The sequence below is a fragment of the Streptomyces tanashiensis genome (assembly GCF_014648895.1).
In the GTDB taxonomy this organism is placed as follows: domain Bacteria; phylum Actinomycetota; class Actinomycetes; order Streptomycetales; family Streptomycetaceae; genus Streptomyces; species Streptomyces tanashiensis.
This window is the reverse complement of sequence record NZ_BMRZ01000014.1, coordinates 71,665-93,982: the sequence shown is the minus strand read 5'-3', so window position 1 is coordinate 93,982 and position 22,318 is coordinate 71,665. Positions and strand designations below refer to the sequence as shown.

The following is a 22,318-nucleotide window of genomic DNA, read 5'->3' as shown; positions in this document are numbered from 1 at the left end:
CTACGATGGGGAGCGAGGTGATGATCCATGGCGGGCCGAGCGGCCGAACCGGAAGTGATCTGGGCGCGGCCCGAGCGCGCGGGCCGCGGCCCGAAACCGGCCTACAGCCGGCGGGACATCGTGGACGCGGCCGTCCGCATCGCCGACGCGGACGGCATCGACGCGGTCTCCATGCGCCGCGTCGCCGCCGAACTCGGCTGCGGCACCATGTCGCTCTACAACTACGTCCCCCGCAAGGAGGACCTGTACGAGCTGATGGTCGACGCCGTCAGCGGCGAGTACGACCTCCCCGAGGAGCCCAGCGGCGACTGGCGCGCCGACATGACCGCGATCGCCCACCAGAGCCGCGCGATCATGTACCGCCACCCCTGGCTGGCCCGGGTGATGACCACCGCCTACGGCTTCAGCCCCAACGCCCTGCGCTTCCTGGAGTGGTGCCTCGGCTGCCTCGCCCCGCTGGACGTGCCCGCCGGGCTGAAGATGCAGCTGATCGCCATGGTCAACGGCACCGTCATGGCGACCGTCGCCAACGAACAGGCCATCGCCGAACGCGCCCGCGGACTGCCCTGGTCCGAGGCGGAGGAACAGGCGGTGCGCGGTGCCTACCTGATGGGGCAGGTGGCCACCGGCCGCTACCCGCACCTCGCCGGACTGCTCGCCGAGGCCCCCGCCGCCCCCGTCGACGCGGACGAGATCTTCGCGATGACCATCGCCCGCCTGCTCGACTCGTTCGCCCCTCCCGTCACGGGAGAGCCGGTCACGGGAGAGCCGGTCACAGGAGAGCCGGTCACAGGAGAGCCGGTCGCAGGCGAGCCGGTCACGGGAGAGCCGGTCATAGAAGCATGAACTGCCCCTCCGGGCCCTCCTCCTGATGGTCCAGCACGGACGCGGGACGGCGGGACCGGTCCGGCGGCGGCAGCACCCCGGCGGCGCGCAGCTCCTCCCGGCCCACCGCCCTCTCGGCGAAGCGGGCCCGCTCCGGCTCCCGCGACCCGAGCAGCGCGAGCACCGTGACCAGGTCGAGCAGCTCCGAGGTCCACTCCTGCGGCCAGGCCGCCGGCCCGATCGCCTCCAGGGAGCCGCGCTCCGCCGGGGCCGTCCGGTGCGCGAACCACTGCTCCAGGACCCGCACCCCGCCGACCCGGAACTCCCAGGCCTCCGCCGGTACGGGGGAGATCAGGCCCCCGCCGACGTCGAGCGCCTCGGCCTCGGGGTCGTACGTCATCGCCGCAGGCCGCGCCGGGACCGCCGCCCGCACATAGGGCCGGCGCCCACCCGGCAGCCGGGGCCTCGTCCCGCTCAGGGCGCCCCGCAGCTGCACATCGGCGAGCTCCCGGCCGAGCGCCACGCCCGCCGCCCACGCCTCCGGGTCCGCGGGAAGCGGGACACGGCACCCGGCGGGGGAGGGCAGGGCCGCCGCCACCGTCCACGCCAGCCAGTCATGGGCGTCGACCTCGCGCCCGTACCGCTTCCCCAGGAAGCCCAGCAGGCCCGGCGCGAGATTGGGCTCCAGGCCCCCGGGACGCCGGAACAGCGGCCGGATGCGGCCCGGCCGGCCCGCCGGGGAGCGTCCCTCCGGCAGCGCCGCCGTCACCAGGAGCGCGGGCCCCGCCGCCCCCGGCACGTACCCCTGCTCGACGGCGAAGAGCTGCGGCTCCCCGGCGACCCGCCACAGCTCCGGGCGGGCGGTGTCGATCAACCGGTGGTCCGGCAGCAGCCACTGCTCGTCGAAGGGTCCGTGCGCCACCCGCACCGGATCCGGGCACGGCCCCGCCTCGCGCGCGAACCGCGCGGTGCCGGTGCGCTGCCCGGGCAGCGCACCCACCGCGCTCGCCTGGGTCCGCGCCCGGCTCGGCCGGAAGAGCGCCTCCCGCTCGGGGCCCTCGGCGGCCACCAGCCGGTCCCAGCGGATCCGCAGGGTGCGGGCGTCGGGGGCGACGATCCAGGACCGCCCGAACCGCAGCGGTGCCACGGACCACGGCATCAGCTCGTCGAGGAGAGGGGCGTCATCGGCGCGGGGGGCTTCCGCTCGGGGGGCTTCCGTCACGCCCCGCATGCTAACGACGGCTGTCCGTGCGCTTCCACCGTCAGCGCGCTTCGACCGGACCGCGCTTCGACCGGACCGGGCTTCGGTCGGTTACTGCGCTTCGACCGTGACCGTGAAGGAGAAGCGGTCGCCGCGGTAGCGGATGCGGGCCACGTCGACGACGCGTCCGTCCTCGTCGTACGTCACGCCGGTGTAGTGGAGGATCGGGGACAGCAGCGGGACCTGGAGCAGCCCCGCCGTCTCCGGGTCCGCGAGACGGGCCTCGACGGTGTCGGTGATGCGGCTGATCCGCACCCCGACCACGTCCCGCAGCACCTTCGTCATCGGCCAGCGCTTCAGATCGGCCGGGTCGATCGCGGCGGCGAGCTCGGGCCGCACCGCGTTCTCCGCCCAGTTCGTCGGCTCGCCGCTCTCCCCGTCGCTGCGCAGCCGCCGGTACGCCATGACCTCCGGCACGTCCGGGAAGTACTCCGCGAGCTCCCCGGGCACCGGCTCGGTGCCGTGCCCGAGGACCGTCGTCCGCTCGCCCGACTGCTGGGCCACGATCGCGTCGATCGAGCCGAGCAGCCGGCGCGGGGTGGAGCGCCGGGCGCCCGGCTCGATGAAGGTGCCGCGCCGCCGGTGCCGGCTGATCAGGCCCTCCGCCTCCAGCTCCTTGAGGGCCTGGCGCATGGTCAGCACGCTCACGCCGTAGTGGGCCGCGAGCTGCTCCTCGGTGGGCAGCCGCAGCGAGGCGTCGGGCGTGCGGCCCAGTATCGAGGCGCGCAGCGACTGCGAGACCTGATACCAGAGCGGCAGCTTGCGGTTCAGGACCAGTGAGTCGGGAGCGAAGGCGGTCACGGGATCTCCGTACGAAGGCTACGGGCTTACGGCCGAGACATTACGGCCGGAAGTGGCGCTCAAGACCCTGCCATACGTCGTCGTATCCCTTCTGCAGGTGGTCGGCGCCCGCGGCCTGCGGGGTCGCGGTCACCGGCCAGCGGGTCTCGAACATGAAGGCAAGGCCGTCGTCGATCTTGTGCGGCTTCAGCTCGGCGGCGCTGGCCCGGTCGAAGGTCTCCCGGTCGGGGCCGTGCGCCGACATCATGTTGTGCAGCGAGCCGCCGCCCGGCACGAAGCCCTCGGCCTTGGCGTCGTAGGCCCCCTCGATGAGGCCCATGTACTCGCTCATCACGTTCCGGTGGAAGTACGGCGGGCGGAAGGTGTCCTCGCCGACCAGCCAGCGCGGGGCGAAGACCACGAAGTCGACGCCCGCGAGCCCCGGGGTGTCGGAGGGCGCGGTGAGGACCGTGAAGATCGACGGGTCGGGGTGGTCGTAGGAGATCGTCCCGATGACGTTGAAGCGGCGCAGGTCGTAGACGTAGGGGGTGTGGTTGCCGTGCCAGGCGACGACGTCCAGCGGCGAGTGGCCGTACGTCGCCGACCACAGGTTGCCGCAGTACTTGTTGACCACCTCGACCGGGCCCTCGACGTCCTCGTAGGCGGCGACCGGCGCGCGGAAGTCACGGGCGTTGGCGAGGCCGTTGGCGCCGATCGGGCCGAGGTCCGGGAGCTGGAACGGGGCGCCGTAGTTCTCGCAGACGTAACCGCGGGCCGTCTCGTCGAGGAGCTCGACCCGGAAGCGGACGCCGCGCGGGATCAGTGCCACCTCGCCCGGGTGGGCGGCGAGGAGGCCCAGCTCGGTGCGGAGGAGGAGGCCGCCGCGCTCCGGGACGATCAGCAGCTCGCCGTCGGCGTCGCCGAAGACCCGCTCCATGGAGGCGTTGGCGTGGTACAGGTGCACGGCCATACCGGTGCGCTGCGTCGCGTCGCCGTTGCCGCCGAGGGTCCACAGACCCGCCAGCCAGTCGGTGCCGGGCGCCGGCTCGGGCAGCGGGTTCCAGCGCAGCCGGTTGGGGTCGGGCACGGTCTCGGTGAAGGGGGCGCCGGCGAGCGTGCCGTTGTCGATCCGGGTGAACGGCGGGTGCGCGGCCGAGGGGCGGATCCGGTAGAGCCAGGAGCGGCGGTTGTGGGACCGCGGCTCGGTGAAGGCACTGCCGCTGAGCTGCTCGGCGTAGAGACCGAGGGGTGCGCGCTGCGGCGAGTTGCGGCCGTCCGGCAGCGCGCCCGGGACCGCCTCCGAGCTGTGCTCGTTGCCGAAACCGGTGCTGTAGGTGAGCGCCTCGGCCGTCTTCCTGGCCTGCTCCGTGGTCATCGCCCGCTCCTGTCCTGAGCCCACAAGGGAATCCTATGGATGACCGTAGGATTCCGCGCGGCCTACGTCAACGGGGCGCCGAGGGCCCGTGCGCGGATTGGTGCGTGCGCGGGGGTTCAAAAAGATGAACATTGCTCTACTCTCACGCGCATGTCGTGGACCCGAAGGTTCGTCTCCGTGCTCTCGGTCGTGCTCGTGGCGCTCGCCGCGGCCCTGTTCACCGCTCCTGGCGCCCAGGCCCACGAGGAGCGGCCCGTCACCTTCCCCGACGGATCCGGCAGCGTGCCGAAACTCCGCACGGGCGAACCCGACCTCCTCGTCTGCAAGACCGACCGGGCCGACTTCGAGCGCCGGATCTCCGGCTTCCCGGCCGGCCTCAAGGCCCGCAACCTCGCCCTCTTCGAACGCTGCGTCCGCGGCGGCCACCGCCACCTCCAGCAGGCCGTCGACGCGGTCGACCGGCCCGGCCTCACCATCGCCGTCCTCCCCGGCCTCTACGAGGAGGAACCCTCCCTGCCGCCGCCCACCGGAGCCTGCGCCACGCTCAAGGCCCCGAAGTCCGCGCTCGGCTACCAGATCCTCAGCTACGCGCAGCAGCTCCAGTGCCCGCACAACCAGAACCTGGTCGCGATCCTCGGCAAGAAGAACCTCCAGATCGAAGGCACCGGCGCCTCCCGCCTCGACGTCGTCGTCGACGCCAAGTACCAGAAGCTCAACGCGATCCGCGCCGACGGATCCGACGGCGTCTACTTCCGCAACTTCACCGCCCAGCGCACCACCTTCAACTCGCTGTACGTGCTCGCCGCCGACGGCTTCGTCATCGACGACGTCCTCACCCGCTGGAACGACGAGTACGGCTTCCTGACCTTCGCCTCCGACCACGGCCTCTACAAGAACTGCGAGTCCTACGGGAACGGCGACTCCGGCATCTACCCCGGCTCGGCCTCGGACATCAACGACGCCCGCGGCTACGACGTCCCCCGCTACTCCATCGAGATCACCGGCTGCCGCAGCCACCACAACATGGTCGGCTACTCCGGCACCGCCGGGGACTCCGTCTGGGTCCACGACAACGAGTTCGACCACAACATGGGCGGCGCCTCCATGGACTCCGCCTTCCCCGGCCACCCCGGACTGCCCCAGAACCACGCCCGCTTCGAACGCAACCTGATCCACGACAACAACCAGAACTACTACCCCCACGTCGCCGACGGCACCTGCGCCAAGCCGCCCGTCGACCGCGGCTACGAACAGGGCGTCGTCTGCCCCCAGATCTCCATGCCGCCCGGCACCGGCATCATCACCGCCGGAGGCAACTGGAACCTCTACGAGAACAACTGGGTCTACGGCCACCAGCGCGCCGCCTTCTTCCTCAGCGCCGTCCCCGCCTTCATCCGCGGCGAGTCCGCCTGGGGCAAGCAGACCGACACCTCCCACCACAACCGCTACGCCGGCAACCACCTCGGCGTCGACAAGGCCGGCAACGCCCGCCCCAACCGCACCGACGTCTGGTGGGACGGCCAGGGCGGCGGCAACTGCTGGCAGTCCGACGCGGGCGCCGCCACCCCCGGCGCCCCGCCCACCTGCGGCGCCCGCCGCGGCGAGGTCTCCGGCAACACCGACCGGCTCGTCGGCGAACCCGCCAAGCTCGCCCAACTCCTCGTCTGCGCCGACTACAACGTCCAGGCACGCCGCCTCCCGGCAGGCTGCGACTGGTACGGCGCCCGGGGCCTCCAGCGCGTCGAGACCCAGCTCGCCCTCGGCAGCGCCCTCGTCCTCGCCCTCGCCGGCGGCGCCCTCTGGTGGCGCCGGCTCCGCGGCAACCGCCTCGCCGGCGCGGCCACCCTCACCGGCCTCGTCGGGCTCGCCCTGGACGTCGCCGGCTCGACCCTCGCCCTCACCCCGACCCTCCTCCCCGCCGTCGCGCTGCTCCTCACGGGCGTGTGGTGGACCCTCATCGGCCTCGCCCTGCGCCCCACCCGCCCCGTCCTCGCCTGGACCACGGTGGCCCTCGGCGCCCTCACCCTGCTCGACGCCTTCGACAAGGCGGTCCTCATGGTCCCGGGCATCCCCGTCAGCCCCGCCTGGCTCCGCCTCCTGCTCGGCGTCGTCTGGGTGCTCTGGGCGGTGATCGCGGCCGGCACCCGCCCCGACCGCACCCCGGAGCCCCCGCCCGAGCCCTCAGCCGAGCCCCCGTCCGAGCCTCCGTCCGACCGCCCGGACACGGTGACGGCATGACGCTCCCGCGCGCCACCGCCTCACGCGCCCCCGCCCCGCAGCGCATCCACGGGTCGCCGGCCGCCACCCGTCCTCCGGCGGCCGCCACTCCTCCTCCGGTCGCCGCCGCTCCTCCGGTCGGCGCCGCCTGTCCGGTCGCCGCCGTCCCTCCGGCCGCTACTCCTCTTCCGGTCGCCGCCGCTCCTCCACCCGCCCCTGCTCCGCGGGTGCCCGTCGCCCCTCTGGTCGCCGCCGTGACCCTCGTGGCCCTGCTCCTCACGGGCTGCGGCGGCCGGGCCACCACCCACCACAAACCCGGCACCAGCCACCAGGAGGCCACCGGCAGCAGCGGCACCCTCCTGGCCGCCCGGGACGAGGGCGGCCACCGGCTCCGAGAGCTCCCCGCGGCGGACGCGCCCACCGTCAGGGCCGAGGCCCTCCCCGACTCCGAGGGCGGCTGGAACGTCCACCTCACGGTGGAGAGGTTCCGCTTCACCCCGGAGAGCACCGGCGGCGCGGCCCTCCCGGGCCGGGGTCACGCCCGCCTCCTCGTCGACGGCAGGGAGACCGCCCGCCTGTACGGCCCCTGGGGCTACGTGCCGCCCGGCGCCCACACCCTGACCGTCCGGCTCCACGCGGATGACCACACCGTCTGGGCCGTCGCCGGCGCCCCCGTCCAGGCCACCGTCAGCCTGGGCGGCAGCCCCTCCGCTTCGGCGCCGCCGAGCCCCTCCGCTTCCGCGCCGCCGAGCCCCCGGCCGACGGAGCCCGGCCGGACCGTCAGCCTCACCATCACCGGAACGACCGTCCAGCCACCTCCCTCCCGCATCGAGTTGAAGAAGGGCGAGCGCCTCACCCTCCGTGTCACGAGCGACCGCGCCGACACGCTCCACGTGCACGGCTACGACCGTGAACTGCCCCTCTCTCCCGGCACGCCCGCGACCCTCACCCTCACCGCGGACCGCACGGGCCTCTTCGAGGTCGAGACGCACGAGTCCGGACTCGTGCTGACCCAACTCGTCGTCCGATGACGGCCCTCTCCGTCGCCGCCCCTGCCCACGCCGGCCCCCTCGGGCTTCCGCTCGCCCACGGCGTGGGCTCCCGGCACGACCTCCCCCTCTCTCCCTTCTACGCCTACGCAGGTGCCTTCACCGCCCTCCTCGTCTCCTTCCTCGCCCTCGGACTGCTCTGGTCCTCCTCCCGCTTCCGCGGTGACCTCTCCGGCCGCCCGCTCCCGGCCGCCCTCCAGTGGGTGGCGGACGCCCCGGTCACCCGCACCGCCCTCCGCCTCCTCGGCGCCGCGACCGCCCTCGTCTTCCTCCTCCACCTCCTCCTCGGCCCCGACGACCCGGACCGCAACCCCGCCCCCGGCGCCCTCTACGTCCTCCTCTGGGTCGGACTCGTCCCCGCCTCCCTCCTCCTCGGTCCCGTCTGGCGCCTCCTCAACCCCCTGCGCGCCCTCCACGCCCTCCACCCGCCACGGAACCCGCGCCCCCTGCCCGCCTCGCTCGGCATCCGGCCCGCCGCCGCCGGACTCCTCCTCTTCACCTGGCTGGAGCTCGTCGCCCCCGACAACGCCTCCACCACCACCCTCCTGATCGCCCTCGGCATCCACACCGCCGTCCAGCTCCTGGGCGCCGCCCGCCACGGCGACCGATGGTTCGCCCACGCCGACCCCTTCGAGGTGTACTCCTCCCTTCTCGCCCGGCTCTCACCCCTCGGCCGTCGCGCCGACGGCCGGCTCGTCCTGCGCTCCCCCTTCCACGGCCTCGACTCCACCCCGCAGACCCCCGGTCTCGTGGCCACCGTCTGCGTCCTCCTCGGCTCCACCGCCTACGACGGCCTCTCCGACAACCCCCGCTGGATCACCACCCTCCAGACCTCCTCCCTCGGTCCCGTCCCCACCGCCACGCTCGGCCTCGTCGCCGCCGTCGCCCTCGCCGCCGCCTGCTACGGCCTCTGCGCCGGCGCCCTGCGCCTGATGAACCCCGGACTCACCACCCCGCTCACCTCCTTCGCCCACTCGCTGCTGCCCATCGCCCTCGGCTATCTCGTGGCCCACTACTTCTCACTTCTCGTGACCGAAGGGCCACGTACCGTCATCATGGCAGCGGGCACTGACAACGCCCCCTCACCCGCTCCACCGCTGGGTCCCGGAGGCCTCGCCACCCTCCAGGTCGCCGCGATCGTCACCGGCCATGTCCTCGGTGTCGTCGCCGCGCACGACCGGTCCGTGCGCCTCTTCCCGCCCGCCCGGGCCGTCGCCGGCCAACTCCCCCTGTTCGTGCTGATGATCGCGTACACCCTCGGCGGCATCGGCCTGCTGATCGCCTGACCGATCGCCTCGACCGGACCGGAGCGGCATCATGGACCCCGTGCCTCAGACCCGCCCCCGAACCCAGCCCGCGCTCCGCCGCGCCCCCGTGCAGCAGCGCAGCGCCGAGCGACTGGCCCGGATCCTCGACGCCTGCGCCGTACTCCTCGACGAGACCGGGTACGAGCAGTTGAGCACCCGCGCCGTCGCCGCAAGGGCCGGAGTGCCCATCGGCTCCGTCTACCGCTTCTTCGGCAACAAGCGGGCGATGGTCGCCGCCCTCGCCCACCGGAACCTCGACCGGTACGCGGAGCGGGTCTCGGACCGCCTCGCCGGGACGCCGATCCTCGACGCGCACGGCGCCATCGACGGTGTCCTCGACGAGTTCATCGAGATGAAGCGGACCGTCCCGGGCTTCGCCCTCGTCGACTTCGGCGTACCCGCCGCCGCACCCGGAGAGGCCGCGCAGGACGGCCCGGCCGAGGGGCAGGCGGAGGCCGCCGCCGAGGACCCCAACCGGCTTGTCGCCGAACGGATCTGCGCGCTCCTCGCCACCCACCTGGGCCGCGTCGCCGACGAGGACCTGCACCGGAAGGTCCTGGTGGGCGTCGAGACCGCCGACGCCCTGGTCCGGCTCGCGTTCCGCGCGGACCCCGCCGGGGACCCCGCGCTCGTGGCCGAGACGCGGTGTCTGCTCCACGCGTATCTGGCGCCCTCGCTCGCGTGACCTTCCGCAGGCCCCCTCCCGCCCATGCCTACCGGTCGGTATGCTCGGCGCCACCCGACGCCCCCAGGGAGACGCCATGCCCACCGCTCTGCGCATCTGCCCCCTCTGCGAAGCGACCTGCGGACTGACCCTGACACTCGACGGGAGCCGCGTCACCGGGGCGCGCGGCGACCGCGACGACGTCTTCAGCAAGGGGTTCATCTGCCCCAAGGGCGCCTCCTTCCCCGAGATCGACGCCGACCCCGACCGGCTCCGCACCCCCATGGTCCGCAAGGACGGCAGGCTCCAGGAGGCCACCTGGGCCGAGGCCTTCGACACGATCGCCGCCCGAATCCGGCCGATCGTCGAGGAATACGGGCCGGACTCGGTGGGTATCGTCCTGGGCAACCCCAATGCGCACACGATGGCCGGCGCCCTCTACCCGCCCCTGCTGATCGGTGCGTTGCGGACGCGGAACCTCTTCACCGCGTCCACGCTCGACCAGATGCCCAAGCACGTCTCCAGCGGCCTGCTCTTCGGAGACCCCTTCGCCGTCCCCGTGCCGGACCTGGACCGCACCGACCACCTGCTGATCCTCGGAGCCAACCCGCTGGACTCCAACGGCAGCCTGTGCACCGCCCCCGACTTCCCCGGCAGGCTCAAGGCGCTGCGCCGGCGCGGCGGCACCCTCACCGTCGTCGACCCCCGGCGCACCCGCACCGCCCGCCTCGCCGACCGGCACGTCGCGATCCGCCCCGGCGCCGACGCTCTGCTCCTCGCCGCCCTCGTCCACACCCTCTTCGACGAGCGGCTCACCGACCCCGGCCCGCTCGCCGACCATGTGGAGGGCATCGAGGAGGTACGGGCCGCGGTGCGGGAGTTCAGCCCCGAGGCGGTCGCCGCCGCCTGTGACGTCGACGCGGACACCATCCGCGCCCTCGCCCGCGAGCTCGCCGCCGCGCCCACCGCCGCCGTCTACGGGCGGATGGGCAGCTCCACCGTGGCGTACGGCAGCCTCGCCAACTGGCTCGTCGACGTCCTCAACGTCCTCACCGGCAACCTCGACCGGCCCGGCGGCGCGCTCTTCCCGCTCTCCGCCACCGCGCCCGCCCCGCGCCCCGCCGGACCCGGCAGGGGCTTCGCCCTCGGCCGCCGGCACAGCAGGGTCTCGCACCACCCTGAGGCCAAGGGCGAGTTGCCGCTCGTCGCCCTCGCCGAGGAGATCGAGACGCCGGGGGAGGGGCGCATCCGCGCGCTGATCACCGTCGCCGCCAACCCCGTCCTCTCGGCGCCCGACGGGGACCGCCTCGACCGGGCCCTCGGCTGCCTCGACCTGATGGTGGCCGTCGACCCGTACCTCAACGAGACCACGCGCCACGCCGATGTCCTGCTGCCCCCGCCGCCGCCCTCCCGGAGCGCCCACTTCGACTTCGCCTTCAACGCCTTCGCCGTCCGCGACCAGGCCCGTTACACGCCGGCGGTCGTACCCCTCGAAGCGGACCGCATGGACGAGTGCGAGATCCACGCGCGGCTGATCCTCGCCGTGTCCGGGATGCACGGCGCCCCGCCGTCCGCCGTCGACGACCTCGCCATCGACACGACCCTCGCCAAGGCCGTGACGCAGGAGCACTCGCCGGCGTACGGGGCGGATCCCAAGGAGTTCGCCGCGCGGCTCACCGGAGCCAGCGGAGCCGAGCGGCGACTCGACCTGATGCTGCGGCTCGGCCCGTACGACCTCACCCTCGACGAGTTGAAGGCCCACCCGCACGGCATCGACCTCGGGCCCCTGAAGCCGCGCCTGCCCGCGCTCCTCAAGACCCGCAGCGGACGGATCGAACTCTTCCCCGCGCCCCTCGCCGCCGACCTGCCCCGGCTGCGCGCCGCCCTCGACGCCGTACCGGAGCCGGGGACCCTCCAGCTCGTCGGGCGCAGGCATCTGCGCTCGAACAACAGCTGGCTGCACAACACGCCCGCCCTGGGCGGGGGTTCGAACCGCTGCACCCTTCAGGTGCACCCCTTGGACGCGGAGCGGCTCCGGCTGGCCGACGGCGGGGTCGCCCGGGTGAAGGGGGAGGGCGGCGAGGTGGAGGTGCCGGTGGAGGTCACCGACGGCGTACGACCGGGTGTCGTCAGCCTTCCGCACGGCTGGGGGCACGACCGGCCGGGCACCCGGCTCGCCGTCGCGTCCGCGCGCCCCGGCGTCAACGTCAACCAGCTGCTCGACGGGTCCCGGATCGACCCCCTCTCCGGCACCGCCGTGCTGAACGGCTTTCCGGTGGAGGTGTCACCTCTGGAGGCACCCGCCCAGTCGCCCGTGTCGTCGCCGCCGTCCGCGCCGTCCTCGCCGCGGTAGGGCAGGCTGCCGATCACCCCTGCTGTGACCTGGGGTTTTGCTCGTATTGCTCACGCGTCAACATCTTGTTAACGGCGGAAGAGGGCACCTACCGTCATCCGGACCGCCGCTCGGCGGCAGTTCAAGGGTGAACGTGAGGTGTCCTCCATGCTGACCGTCCTCGGCTTCGCCATGATCGCGACCTTCCTGGTCCTGATCATGTTGAAGAAGATGTCGCCGATCGCGGCACTCGTACTGATTCCCGCGTTGTTCTGCGTCGCGGTCGGGCAGGGGGCCCAGCTCGGCGACTACGTCATCGAAGGTGTCGGCAAGCTGGCGCCGACGGCCGCGATGCTGATGTTCGCGATCGTCTACTTCGGCGTCATGATCGACGTCGGTCTCTTCGACCCGATCGTCCGGGGGATCCTGCGCTTCTGCAAGGCCGACCCCGTGCGGGTCGTCGTGGGTACGGCGGTGCTCGCCGCGATCGTCTCCCTGGACGGCGACGGCTCGACCACCTTCATGATCACCGTCTCCGCGATGTATCCGCTGTACAAGCGGCTCGGGATGAGTCTGGTGGTCATGACGGGTGTCGCCGCCACGGCCAACGGCGTCATGAACACCCTGCCGTGGGGTGGCCCCACCGCCCGGGCGGCGACCGCGCTGAAGCTGGACGCCGCCGACATCTTCGTGCCGATGATCCCCGCGCTCGGCGTGGGCCTGCTCTTCGTCTTCGTCCTCGCGTACGTGCTCGGCCGCCGCGAGCGCAAGCGCATCGGCTACCTGACCCTCGACGAGGCCCTGGTCCCGGAGGCCGACGCGGTGCTGGTCACGGCCGGCGGCGGCAAGGGCGGGGACGGCGGCAGGAAGGCGACGGGTGTCACCGGCGACGCTCCCGGGGCGGTGACCGGCGCGGGCGAGGCCGACGGGTTCAAGGGCCTCGACCCGAACCGCGCGACGCTCCGCCCCCGGCTGTACTGGTTCAACGCCGCCCTGACGGTCGCCCTGCTCGCCGCGATGATCCTCGAACTGCTCCCGATCCCGGTGCTGTTCCTCCTCGGCGCCGCCCTCGCGCTGACCGTCAACTACCCGAAGATGGCCGAGCAGAAGGAGCGCATCGCCGCCCACGCGGACAACGTCCTCAACGTCGCCGGCATGGTCTTCGCCGCCGCCGTCTTCACCGGCGTCCTCACCGGCACGGGCATGGTCAAGCACATGGCCGACTGGCTCGTGGGCGCCATCCCCGAGGGCATGGGGCCGCACATGGCCCTGGTCACCGGTGTGCTGAGCCTCCCGCTCACGTACTTCATGTCGAACGACGGCTTCTACTTCGGTGTCCTTCCGGTCCTCGCGGAGGCGGGTGCGGCGCACGGCGTGTCGCCCCTGGAGATCGCCCGGGCCTCGCTGGTCGGACAGGCCCTGCACATGTCGAGCCCGCTGGTGCCCGCCGTGTACGTGCTCGTCGGCATGGCGAAGGTGGAGTTCGGCGACCACACCAGGTTCACGGTGAAGTGGGCCGCGCTGACCTCGCTGGTCGTGCTGGCGGCCGGGATCCTGTTCGGGATCATCTGACCCGGACCGGACCCGCCGCAGGTCACTCGGGGTGGCGGGGACGTGGGCCGGACGAGTGGAAGTCGGAGGGTGGCGCGGCCGGGTCGCCACCCTCTGTGTCCATGTTGTGACAGATAGTCGGATTATCGCAGTAATGCCCGACGTGTTCACGACTGGAGGAGCTCCACCATGACGACACCCCCCACCCGCACTCTGCTCCGTGCCACGCTCGCCACCCTCGCGCTCGGCGCGGTGACCCTCGCGGGTGCCCCGCAGGCCTTCGCCGCACCGGGCGACAACGGCGACGTCAAGGTCCACCGGCAGGGCACCCCCGACACCAGCCAGGCCAACGAGCCCCAGGTCGGCTGCATCTTCCGCTTCGCCGCGTTCAACTTCGACGGTCTGCAGAGCATCCAGTGGAACATCTACGAGCAGCCGGGCCAGCCAGGCAACCAGGATCCCTCGTTGAAGAACGGCAGCATCGCCGTCGACAGCAACGGTGACGGGCACACGGACGACATCACCGGCCTGCCGACCGGCATGTACAAGGTCGAGTGGACGTGGGAGGGCCAGAACGGCGCGGCGAAGTCGAAGGTCTTCCGGGTCGACTGCCCGCCGGTCAACGGGAACGGTGGAAACGGCAACGGGGGCAACGGCAACGGCGGGAACGGGAACGGCGGTAACGGCAACGGGGGGAACGGCAACGGCGGGAACGGGAACGGCGGTAACGGCAACGGAGGCAACGGCGGCGGGCACGGCCACGGCAAGCCCCCGCACGGCGCCGTCGGCGCGGGCGGCGGCGGCAGCGCGCAGATCGCCGCCGAGGACTCCTCCGCCTTCGGCGTCGGGGCGGCCGTCGCCGCCGGCCTCGCCGGAACGGCCGGACTCGTCCTGATCCGCCGCTCGCGCCGCCGGGGCAATGGCGCCGCGTAGGTCCCGCTTCACGCGCAGGCAGCGCCGCCTGATCCGGCTCACCAGGACCGTGGTGATCACCACGGTCCTGGTGACCGGGGGCGTCTGGTGGGCCGGTGACGAGGAACCGGCCGACCCGCCGCTCGCCGCCGGCCCGACCGCTTCCGGAGCGGCCGCTCCCGACCGGGCCGGGGCGGCGGCCGGAGCGCCGGCCGCCGTGGACCACAAGGCGAAGACCAGGGCGCTGCCCAAGGCCACGCCCCCGCCGCGGCCCGCACCCGAGCCCGCGCCGCTGGCCCGTTCGCGCCCCGTCACCGTCGCCGTACCGGCCATCACCATCGAGGCCCCCGTGATCGAGCTCGGCCTCGACGCCACCGGACGGCTCGCCGCGCCGCCCGTCGACAACCCCCGGGTCGTCGGCTGGTACGCCCAGGGCCCCACTCCCGGTGAGCGCGGGACCGCCGTCGTCGTCGGTCACCGCGACACCCGCACCGGGCCCGCCGTCTTCCTCAACCTCAACTCGCTCAGCTCCGGCAACACCGTCCGGGTCGCCCGTGCCGACGGCAAGGTCGCCGTCTTCACGGTCGACCGCGTCCGGACGTACGCCAAGAACGACTTCCCGGACAAGGAGGTGTACGGAGCCACCGGGCGGCCCGAACTCCGGCTGCTCACCTGCGGCGGATCCTTCGACCGCGGCAAGGGCTACGAGGCGAACATCGTCGTCTTCGCCCACCTCACCGAGATCGCCCAGAAGATCTGACGGGGCAGGCGCCGCCGCCCCGCACGTCCGAACCAGCACCCGTACAAGAAGAGACACCAGCACCCACGCCCCGGTCGACGGATCCAGCCGCTCCGTCGACCGGGGCGTGCGTCGTGCCGCCCCCGTCTCCGGGGGCGGGGCAAGGGGGGTTCCGCCAGTTCCGGCGGCGTACGGCTGTGCGGGGCCGACGTGGACAGTCCGTGGGCCGGGGCGGCACGATCGAGCGGCGCCGTGGCGCGCCGCCGGGTGAGACCGGGGGCACTCCCGGGGACCCTGGCGCCCGAAAACTAACAGCGCTAGTTTGGGTCGCGACGGCGAACCGGCCGGTAGCGTCCGGTCGGCAGGCAGGCACGTGAGGAGACAGCGGATGAAGGCCCACGACGCGATGTACATCGGCGGGGAGTGGCGCCCCGCCTCCTCCACGGACACCATCCCGGTGCTGAACCCGGCGGACGAGCAGGTCATCGGCCATGTCCCGGCGGGCACCGCCGAGGACGTCGACGCCGCCGTACGCGCCGCCCGCGCCGCGCTCCCCGGCTGGGCGGCCACCCCGCCCGCCGAGCGCGGAGCCCGGATCGCCGCCCTCCGCGACGCGCTCGCCGCGCGCGCGGAGGAGATCGCCGCCACCGTCACCGCCGAGCTGGGCGCCCCGCCGCAGCTCGCCGCCGCCGTGCACGCGGGCCTGCCGATCGCCGTCGCCGGCTCGTACGCCGAGCTCGCGGCCACCCACCCCTTCGAGGAGAAGGTCGGCAACTCGACCGTCTACGCCGAGCCGGTCGGCGTCGTCGCCGCGATCACCCCCTGGAACTACCCGCTCCACCAGATCGTCGCCAAGGTCGCCCCGGCCCTCGCCGCCGGTTGCACCACGGTCCTCAAGCCCGCCGAGGACACCCCGCTCACCGCGCAGCTCTTCGCCGAGGCCGCCCACGAGGCCGGCCTGCCCGCCGGCGTCTTCAACCTGGTCACCGGCCTCGGCCCGGTCGCCGGCCAGGCGCTGGCCGAGCACCCCGACGTGGACCTCGTCTCCTTCACCGGCTCCACCGCCGTCGGCCGCCGCATCGGCGCCCTCGCGGGCGGCGCCGTCAAGCGGGTCGCCCTCGAACTCGGCGGCAAGTCCGCGAACGTGATCCTGCCGAGCGCCGACCTCGCCAAGGCCGTCGCCGTCGGCATCGCCAACGTCATGTCCAACTCCGGCCAGACGTGCAGCGCCTGGACGCGGATGCTGATCCCCGCCGACCGCTACGAGGAGGCGGTGGCGCTCGCCGCCGAGGCCGTCGCCAAGTACGTCCCCGGCGAGCGCGTCGGTCCCCTCGTCAACGCCAAGCAGCAGGCGCGCGTCCGCGGATACATCGAGAAGGGGATCGAGGAGGGCGCCCGGCTCGTCGCCGGCGGCCCCGAGGCCCCGCGCGAGACCGGCTACTACGTCTCCCCGACCGTCTTCGCCGACGTCACCTCCGACATGACCATCGCCCAGGAGGAGATCTTCGGCCCCGTGGTCTCCCTCCTCCGGTACGAGGACGAGGACGAGGCCCTCGCCATCGCCAACGGCACCGTCTACGGACTCGGCGGAGCCGTCTGGGGCGAGCCCGAGGCGGCCGTCGCCTTCGCCCGCCGCATGGACACCGGCCAGGTCGACATCAACGGAGGCCGTTTCAACCCGCTGGCCCCCTTCGGCGGATACAAGCAGTCCGGCGTCGGCCGGGAGCTCGGGGCGCACGGCCTCGCCGAGTACCTCCAGACCAAGTCCCTCCAGTTCTGAGCGCAGAAGGAGCAACGAGCGTGATCCGCGCCGCCGTCCTGCCCGCCGTCGGCTCTCCCCTGGAGATCACCGGCATCGAACTCCCCGAGCCCGGCCCCGGCCAGGTACGGGTCCGGCTCGCCGCCGCAGGGGTCTGCCACTCCGACCTCTCCCTCACCAACGGCACCATGCGCGTCCCCGTCCCGGCCGTCCTCGGCCACGAGGGCGCGGGCACCGTCGTCTCCGTCGGCGAGGGCGTCACCCATGTCGCCCCCGGCGACGGCGTCGTCCTCAACTGGGCGCCGTCCTGCGGCAGCTGCCACCCCTGCTCGCTCGGCGAGGTCTGGCTCTGCGCGAACGCCCTGACCGGCACCGCGAACGTGCACGCCCGCACCGAGGACGGCACCGAGCTCCACCCCGGCCTCAACGTCGCCGCCTTCGCCGAGGAGACGGTCGTCGCCGCGAACTGCGTCCTGCCCGTCCCCGACGGGGTGCCGCTCACCGACGCCGCCCTCCTGGGCTGCGCCGTCCTCACCGGCTGGGGCGCGGTCCACCACTCCGCCCGGGTCCGGGAGGGCGAGACCGTCGCCGTCTTCGGTGTCGGCGGGGTGGGTCTCGCCACGCTCCAGGCCGCCCGGATCGCGGGCGCGTCGACGATCGTCGCCGTGGACGTCTCCCCGGAGAAGGAGGCGCTCGCGCGGGCGGCCGGTGCCACCGAGTACGTCGTCGCCTCCCAGACCACCGCCAAGGAGATCCGGAAGCTGACCGGGGGCCAGGGCGTCGACGTGGCCGTCGAGTGCGTCGGCCGCGCCGTCACCATCCGCACCGCCTGGGACTCCACCCGGCGCGGTGGCCGCACCACGGTCGTCGGCATCGGCGGCAAGGACCAGCAGGTCAGCTTCAACGCCCTGGAGATCTTCCACTGGGGCCGCACGCTGGCGGGCTGCGTCTACGGCAACTCGAACCCGGCCGAGGACCTGCCCGTGCTCGCCGACCACATCCGGGCCGGCCGGCTGGACCTCGGCGCCCTCGTCACCGAGCGGATCACCCTGGACGGCATCCCGGGCGCCTTCGAGAACATGCTCGCGGGCAAGGGCGGCCGCGCCCTCGTCGTCTTCTGACCCCCGACGCGCGGAAGCCCGTACCGGCGAGCCGTCCGGTACGGGCTTGCGCGCGTCAGAGGTCCAGCACGAGACGGTCGCCGCGCGAGCGGCCCACGCAGATCATCATCGTCGTCCCCGAGGCCTTCTCGTCCTCGCCGAGGACGGAGTCGTGGTGCTCGGGCGTCCCGGCGAGCACCTTCGTCTCACAGGTGCCGCACCAGCCCTCCTCGCAGGAGTACGCCACACCCGGCACCACCTCGCGCACGGTGTCGAGCAGGGTCCGGCCGGGCTCCACGCGCAGAGTCCGCCCGGTCCGCCGCAGCTCGACCTCGAAACCGCCCTCGCCGGAGGGCCTCTCCACCGGTGCCGCACCGAACCGCTCCATGTGCAGCGGCCCCGCCCAGCGGTCCTCGACCGCCCGCAGCAGCCCCTCCGGGCCGCAGCAGTACACGGCCGTGTCCGCCGGCAGCCCGGCGAGGACACCGTCCAGATCGGGCAGCCCCGCCGTGTCCTGCGGGACGAGCGTGACCCCGGGCAGCGCGGAGAGCTCCTCGCGGTACGCCATGGAGGCGAGGCTCCGGCCGCCGTAGAGCAGGGACCACGAACCCGGCGGCAGGGAGCGGATCATCGGCAGCAGTGGGGTGATGCCGATGCCGCCCGCGACGAACAGATAGCGCTCGGCGGGCACCAGCGGGAACCGGTTGAACGGGCCCCGGACCTCCAGGACCGTGCCCTCCCCGACGGAGGTGTGGATCTCCTCGGATCCGCCCCGTCCGCCGGGCTCCCGCAGCACCCCGAGCCGGTACGCGGTCCGGTCGGCCGGGTCGCCGCAGAGCGAGTAGTGCCGGACCGCGCCGGACGGCAGCGTCACCTCCAGATGCGCGCCGGGCTCCCAGGGCGCGAGGTCGGCGCCGGTGGGGTCGGCGAGCAGCAGCCCGCGGACCCCCTCGGCCTCCCGGACGACGGAGCCGACGATGAGCGGGACCCTGGTCATGGCATCACCTCGATGTCGCGGACGGCGGAAGCAGCGGCTCGGGCCACACCCGGCACAGGGCCCCGTACAGCACGGCGGCGACCACGAAGGAGGCCGGCAGGCTCAGGTCCACCCCGCCGGTGACGCCGGTCAGCGGCCCGGTGTACAGCGGGTTGTTGACCCACAGGATCCCGACGACCGAGCCGGCCGCGAAGGCCGTGGCGGCCCTCGGGTTGACCCCGCCCGTGTACCAGTACCGTCCGCCGCCGCCCGTGGTGAACGCGCGCAGCGCCTCCGCGTCGTACCGGCCGCGGTGGAGCACGTAGCCGACGGAGAGCACGGCCGCCCACGGGGCCACGACCGTGAGCAGCAGGGTCACGAACGCCGACATGGCGTCCATGGCGTCGTACACCACCGCCCCGAGGTACAGCACGGCCGCCGCGAGCAGCGCGACCACCGTGGTCACGGCGGCCCGCGAGGAGCGCCAGAACACCGAGTTGGCGGAGAGCCCGGCCGCGTACAGGCAGAGACCGGCCTGCGGGAGGGTGCCCGCGAAGCCGAAGACGACCACCGCCACCGCGAACCAGCCCGGCACCGCGTCCGTCAGCCCCTGCAGCCACGGCTCGTCGGGCACGGGGAAGAGCGTCGTCACGTACGCGCCGGTGAGCAGCGCCGCGAGACTGCTGAGGAACATCGAGATCCCGCTCGCCCGCACCACCCGGCCGGTGGAGGTGCCGGCCGGCATGTAGCGGGTGTAGTCGCCCTGGAAGGTGGCGTACGACAGGGGCACGGTCGCGGACGCGGTCGCCGCGAGCAGCCACGTGTGCAGCGTGCTGTCGAGCGCCAGGGCCCCGCCCGCGTATCCCGCGTCGAACCGGGGGGCGAGCACGAGGGCGGTGCCGAGCAGGACCGCCCCGCCGGTGACCGCCGTGATCCGGTACGTGCGGACCAGCGTCTCGTGGCCGCGGACGGCGACCAGCGCGACCGCCGCCGCCGTCACGAACATCGCCACGGTCAGCGCGCCCGGACCGGTCGGCGTGGAGAAGAGCCGGTGCCCCGCGACCATCACGGCCGTGCCGCCCGTCCACACCGCGATCGCGAAGAAGCCGAGCGCCGTCACCACCGTGAGGACGTTGCCGACGACCCTGCCCCGCACCCCGAAGTGCGCCCCGCTCGACACCGGATCGTTGGTGCCGGTGCGGACGCCGAACCGGGCGAGCGGTGCGAGCAGCGCCGTCCCGACGGCGACGCCCACGGCGATCGCGCTCGCCGACGCCCACCAGCCGAGTCCGAAGACCACGGGCAGCGCGCCGAGCACGACCGTGCCGAAGGAGAACTGCGCGGAGGGCCAGATCCAGCCGAAGTCCGCCGGCGTCGAGGTGCGTTCCGCCTCGGGCACCGGCGCGATGCCGTCGTGGTCGACCGCCGCACGGGGCGGCGTCACGGTGGACGCCGCCCCGGTCGGTGTGGTGGTCATGAGGCGCCCCCGGAGCGGTCCTCGGGACGGTCCTGGCCGGGCAGCACGTCGACCACCCGGAGGGCGGCGCAGGCCGCCCCCGAGGTGCGCTCGCCGCTGGTCAGGTCGAAGGTCGTGTGGTGCAGGGGGCAGGTGATGCGCAGCCTGTCCCCGTCGACCCTGCCGTACTTGAGCCGGCCGCCGCGGTGGGGGCAGACGGCGGCCGCGAGGACCTTGCGGCCGGCGACCTCGACCAGGACCAGGTCCTCGGTCACCTGGCGGACGGTGGGCTCGCCGGAGCCCCGCCGCCCGGCGGGCACGGCCGTCATGCGACGGTCTCCCGCGCCCGCGCGATCGCCGTCTCCGTGGCCTCGCCGACGATGTCGGAGGCCAGCCGCACGCCCGCCCAGATCTTCGCGAGGTCCGGCTCCTCGAGCGCGCGGATCGCCGTACGCATGTGGTTGCTGTGGTACGAGTCGATGTACAGGTGCTCGGTGTAGTAGGCGTCGTGGACGATCCCCAGCCGCCGCGCCGCCCGGGCGAAGCTCTGGAAGGCGTACAGGACGCTCGTCTCGAAGTAGGCGTACGCCCCCAGGAAGTACTGGGGGGACGGCGCCCGGCTCGCCAGCCAGTGGAACATGTTGACGTAGGCGTAGCACTCCGGGGACGTGTCGTCGAGGTAGTCGTCGAGCCGCAGGCTCATCCCGAGCTCGGTGAGCAGGTCCCGGTAGAGCTGGGAGTGCGCCTGCTCCTCGTTGCCGCAGCCGAGTTCGTCGATGAGGACCCGGAAGACGGCCATCGCCGAGCGGTACGGCAGCCGGGGGACGACCGGGAGCAGCGACTCGGACTCGGTGAGCCCGTCGAGGGCGAACTCCCGCACGACCACCTTGAACTGGTCGAGCGTCGCGTGCTCGGCGAGGAAGGTCGCGCTCTCCGGGAGTGCGGCCTCCTCCTCGGACAGGAACTCCTTGAGTGCCTGGAGCAGCTCGCCGGCCGAGCCGAAGCGGGGCGCGGAGGCCTCGTAGGCGCGCGCCTTGGGCAGGATCCACCGCTCCTCGATCGCGGTCATCGAGCCGTAGTCGCCGAGGTTGGGCACCCGCCGGTAGAGGGCGTGCAGTTCGCGCTGGGCGGTCGCGGCCGGGGCCGCGACCGAGTGCGCGGTCACCGGGACGGAGGAGGCGGTGGGGGAGGCGGGGGTGGTGCTCATGCCGCCTTCGCCTCCTCGTGCGTGGTGGGGGAGCTGATCACGCCGCGCTCGTGGAGTTCCTTCTTGACCCAGCGGTACCAGTCGTCGCGGAAGACGCCGTACTTCTCGCAGACGGTGTTGATCTCCGCCTGGCGGTCCGGGGTCGGGTCGACCAGCATCGCGTTGCACAGACCCGGTTCGAGGTTGGCCAGCGGGCCGATGAAGCCCTGGATGCCGCGGGCGTCGACCAGGAGGTTCTCCCAGCCCTCGAAGACGGGGATGCCGGTGCCGGCCTCGGCCATCCTGCGGGTGAAGGCGGCGTCGCCGCTCGACTCCTTGATGCCGACGATCCCGGGGATCTCCTTGCAGATCCGGATCAGGGTCTCGAACTCGATCCGATTGCCCGACAGCGCCTCCTCGTTGTAGAGGAAGATCGGTATGTCGAGGGCCGCGCGGATCGCCCGGTAGTGCTCGACGATCTGGTCCTGCGTCACGTCGGCGCCGAACGGCGTGGTGACGACGACGGCGTCGGCGCCGATCTCGGCGGCCGTGCGGGCCCGGTCGACCACCGAGGCGGTGTCGGGGAGCTGGATCCCGGCGAGCACGGGGAGGCCGTCGGCGTGCTTGACGGTGTACGTGACGACGTCCTGCCACTGCCGGGCGTCGAGCTTCCAGCCCTCGCCGGAGGTCAGGGCCGGCATGAGGCCCGTGACCTCGGCCCGGATGTGGTCCAGGAGCCGGACGACGCTCTGCTCGTCGACGGTGCCGTGCTCGTCGAGAGGGGTGATCAGCGGGACGACGGTCCCGGAGTAGGTGTCAGGCATGACTG

Annotated in this window: 19 protein-coding genes; 11 read left to right on the top strand and 8 right to left on the bottom strand. The window is 73.4% G+C overall.

Features of this window, described 5'->3' with window-relative positions; all coding sequences use genetic code 11:
- The first annotated feature begins 27 nt into the window (after nt 1-27).
- On the top strand, nt 28-846 hold the full coding sequence (locus tag IE237_RS30880) for a TetR/AcrR family transcriptional regulator (protein ID WP_229842991.1): 819 nt from the start codon (nt 28-30) through the stop codon (nt 844-846).
- Here IE237_RS30880 and IE237_RS30875 read toward each other — a convergent pair.
- From IE237_RS30875 to hmgA, 3 genes are all read right to left on the bottom strand, one after another.
- Nucleotides 833-2,056 (bottom strand): type ISP restriction/modification enzyme, encoded by a 1,224-nt coding sequence (locus IE237_RS30875; protein WP_189805426.1) that lies wholly within the window; start codon nt 2,054-2,056, stop codon nt 833-835. The genes IE237_RS30880 and IE237_RS30875 overlap by 14 nt on opposite strands.
- Before the next feature lie 81 nt (nt 2,057-2,137).
- Nucleotides 2,138-2,887, bottom strand: a complete 750-nt coding sequence (locus IE237_RS30870; protein WP_189805425.1) for a GntR family transcriptional regulator — start codon at nt 2,885-2,887, stop codon at nt 2,138-2,140.
- A 40-nt stretch (nt 2,888-2,927) separates the two neighbouring features.
- A complete protein-coding gene (gene hmgA, locus IE237_RS30865) occupies nt 2,928-4,241 on the bottom strand; it encodes a homogentisate 1,2-dioxygenase (RefSeq protein ID WP_189805424.1) in 1,314 nt (437 codons plus the stop codon).
- A 150-nt stretch (nt 4,242-4,391) separates the two neighbouring features.
- Here hmgA and IE237_RS30860 point away from each other — a divergent pair, with 150 nt between their 5' ends.
- From IE237_RS30860 to IE237_RS30815, 10 genes are all read left to right on the top strand, one after another.
- Complete coding sequence (locus IE237_RS30860; protein ID WP_189805423.1) at nt 4,392-6,479, top strand: right-handed parallel beta-helix repeat-containing protein; 2,088 nt, start codon at nt 4,392-4,394, stop codon at nt 6,477-6,479.
- 206 nt (nt 6,480-6,685) lie between these two features.
- The gene (locus IE237_RS30855; RefSeq protein WP_189805512.1) at nt 6,686-7,489 is read left to right on the top strand and encodes a cupredoxin domain-containing protein; all 804 of its coding nucleotides are present in this window, start codon (nt 6,686-6,688) and stop codon (nt 7,487-7,489) included.
- A complete protein-coding gene (locus IE237_RS30850) occupies nt 7,486-8,793 on the top strand; it encodes a hypothetical protein (RefSeq protein ID WP_189805422.1) in 1,308 nt (435 codons plus the stop codon). Before IE237_RS30855 ends, IE237_RS30850 begins: the two co-directional genes overlap by 4 nt.
- 31 nt (nt 8,794-8,824) lie before the next feature.
- Entirely contained in the window at nt 8,825-9,499 is a 675-nt protein-coding gene (locus tag IE237_RS30845) for a TetR/AcrR family transcriptional regulator (RefSeq protein ID WP_189805421.1), read from the top strand.
- Between the two features lie 76 nt (nt 9,500-9,575).
- Nucleotides 9,576-11,831, top strand: a complete 2,256-nt coding sequence (locus tag IE237_RS30840; RefSeq protein ID WP_189805420.1) for a molybdopterin-dependent oxidoreductase — start codon at nt 9,576-9,578, stop codon at nt 11,829-11,831.
- Between the two features lie 147 nt (nt 11,832-11,978).
- Nucleotides 11,979-13,382: a CitMHS family transporter gene (locus IE237_RS30835; RefSeq protein ID WP_189805419.1), complete on the top strand. Its 1,404-nt coding sequence runs from the start codon at nt 11,979-11,981 to the stop codon at nt 13,380-13,382.
- 168 nt (nt 13,383-13,550) lie between these two features.
- Nucleotides 13,551-14,294, top strand: a complete 744-nt coding sequence (locus tag IE237_RS30830) for a hypothetical protein (protein WP_189805418.1) — start codon at nt 13,551-13,553, stop codon at nt 14,292-14,294.
- On the top strand, nt 14,281-15,033 hold the full coding sequence (locus IE237_RS30825; protein ID WP_189805417.1) for a class F sortase: 753 nt from the start codon (nt 14,281-14,283) through the stop codon (nt 15,031-15,033). The genes IE237_RS30830 and IE237_RS30825 overlap by 14 nt, the downstream gene beginning before the upstream one ends.
- 367 nt (nt 15,034-15,400) lie before the next feature.
- On the top strand, nt 15,401-16,792 hold the full coding sequence (locus IE237_RS30820; protein ID WP_189805416.1) for an aldehyde dehydrogenase family protein: 1,392 nt from the start codon (nt 15,401-15,403) through the stop codon (nt 16,790-16,792).
- 20 nt (nt 16,793-16,812) lie between these two features.
- Nucleotides 16,813-17,892, top strand: a complete 1,080-nt coding sequence (locus tag IE237_RS30815; protein WP_189805415.1) for a Zn-dependent alcohol dehydrogenase — start codon at nt 16,813-16,815, stop codon at nt 17,890-17,892.
- Nucleotides 17,893-17,947: 55 nt separating this feature from the next.
- Here IE237_RS30815 and IE237_RS30810 read toward each other — a convergent pair whose 3' ends face one another.
- The 5 genes from IE237_RS30810 to IE237_RS30790 are packed head-to-tail and all read right to left on the bottom strand — an operon-like array spanning nt 17,948 to nt 22,313.
- Nucleotides 17,948-18,868 (bottom strand): PDR/VanB family oxidoreductase, encoded by a 921-nt coding sequence (locus IE237_RS30810; RefSeq protein ID WP_189805414.1) that lies wholly within the window; start codon nt 18,866-18,868, stop codon nt 17,948-17,950.
- 4 nt (nt 18,869-18,872) lie between these two features.
- Entirely contained in the window at nt 18,873-20,324 is a 1,452-nt protein-coding gene (locus tag IE237_RS30805; RefSeq protein ID WP_229842989.1) for a purine-cytosine permease family protein, read from the bottom strand.
- The gene (locus tag IE237_RS30800) at nt 20,321-20,632 is read right to left on the bottom strand and encodes a Rieske (2Fe-2S) protein (RefSeq protein ID WP_189805413.1); all 312 of its coding nucleotides are present in this window, start codon (nt 20,630-20,632) and stop codon (nt 20,321-20,323) included. Before IE237_RS30800 ends, IE237_RS30805 begins: the two co-directional genes overlap by 4 nt.
- The gene (locus IE237_RS30795; RefSeq protein ID WP_189805412.1) at nt 20,629-21,510 is read right to left on the bottom strand and encodes an iron-containing redox enzyme family protein; all 882 of its coding nucleotides are present in this window, start codon (nt 21,508-21,510) and stop codon (nt 20,629-20,631) included. The genes IE237_RS30800 and IE237_RS30795 overlap by 4 nt, the downstream gene beginning before the upstream one ends.
- Nucleotides 21,507-22,313 carry a dihydrodipicolinate synthase family protein gene (locus tag IE237_RS30790; protein WP_189805411.1) on the bottom strand — a complete coding sequence of 269 codons (807 nt, stop codon included), beginning with the start codon at nt 22,311-22,313 and terminating at the stop codon, nt 21,507-21,509. Before IE237_RS30790 ends, IE237_RS30795 begins: the two co-directional genes overlap by 4 nt.
- Nucleotides 22,314-22,318: the final 5 nt, after the last annotated feature.

Bases quoted from the DNA above. Each gene is read 5' to 3' on its own strand.
- IE237_RS30880 (WP_229842991.1), top strand. From the start codon at position 28: ATGGCGGGCCGAGCGGCCGAACCGGAAGTGATCTGGGCGCGGCCCGAG.
- IE237_RS30875 (WP_189805426.1), bottom strand. From the start codon at position 2,056: ATGCGGGGCGTGACGGAAGCCCCCCGAGCGGAAGCCCCCCGCGCCGAT.
- hmgA (WP_189805424.1), bottom strand. From the start codon at position 4,241: ATGACCACGGAGCAGGCCAGGAAGACGGCCGAGGCGCTCACCTACAGC.
- IE237_RS30860 (WP_189805423.1), top strand. From the start codon at position 4,392: ATGTCGTGGACCCGAAGGTTCGTCTCCGTGCTCTCGGTCGTGCTCGTG.
- IE237_RS30850 (WP_189805422.1), top strand. From the start codon at position 7,486: ATGACGGCCCTCTCCGTCGCCGCCCCTGCCCACGCCGGCCCCCTCGGG.
- IE237_RS30845 (WP_189805421.1), top strand. From the start codon at position 8,825: ATGGACCCCGTGCCTCAGACCCGCCCCCGAACCCAGCCCGCGCTCCGC.
- IE237_RS30840 (WP_189805420.1), top strand. From the start codon at position 9,576: ATGCCCACCGCTCTGCGCATCTGCCCCCTCTGCGAAGCGACCTGCGGA.
- IE237_RS30835 (WP_189805419.1), top strand. From the start codon at position 11,979: ATGCTGACCGTCCTCGGCTTCGCCATGATCGCGACCTTCCTGGTCCTG.
- IE237_RS30830 (WP_189805418.1), top strand. From the start codon at position 13,551: ATGACGACACCCCCCACCCGCACTCTGCTCCGTGCCACGCTCGCCACC.
- IE237_RS30825 (WP_189805417.1), top strand. From the start codon at position 14,281: ATGGCGCCGCGTAGGTCCCGCTTCACGCGCAGGCAGCGCCGCCTGATC.
- IE237_RS30820 (WP_189805416.1), top strand. From the start codon at position 15,401: ATGAAGGCCCACGACGCGATGTACATCGGCGGGGAGTGGCGCCCCGCC.
- IE237_RS30810 (WP_189805414.1), bottom strand. From the start codon at position 18,868: ATGACCAGGGTCCCGCTCATCGTCGGCTCCGTCGTCCGGGAGGCCGAG.
- IE237_RS30805 (WP_229842989.1), bottom strand. From the start codon at position 20,324: ATGACCACCACACCGACCGGGGCGGCGTCCACCGTGACGCCGCCCCGT.
- IE237_RS30800 (WP_189805413.1), bottom strand. From the start codon at position 20,632: ATGACGGCCGTGCCCGCCGGGCGGCGGGGCTCCGGCGAGCCCACCGTC.
- IE237_RS30795 (WP_189805412.1), bottom strand. From the start codon at position 21,510: ATGAGCACCACCCCCGCCTCCCCCACCGCCTCCTCCGTCCCGGTGACC.
- IE237_RS30790 (WP_189805411.1), bottom strand. From the start codon at position 22,313: ATGCCTGACACCTACTCCGGGACCGTCGTCCCGCTGATCACCCCTCTC.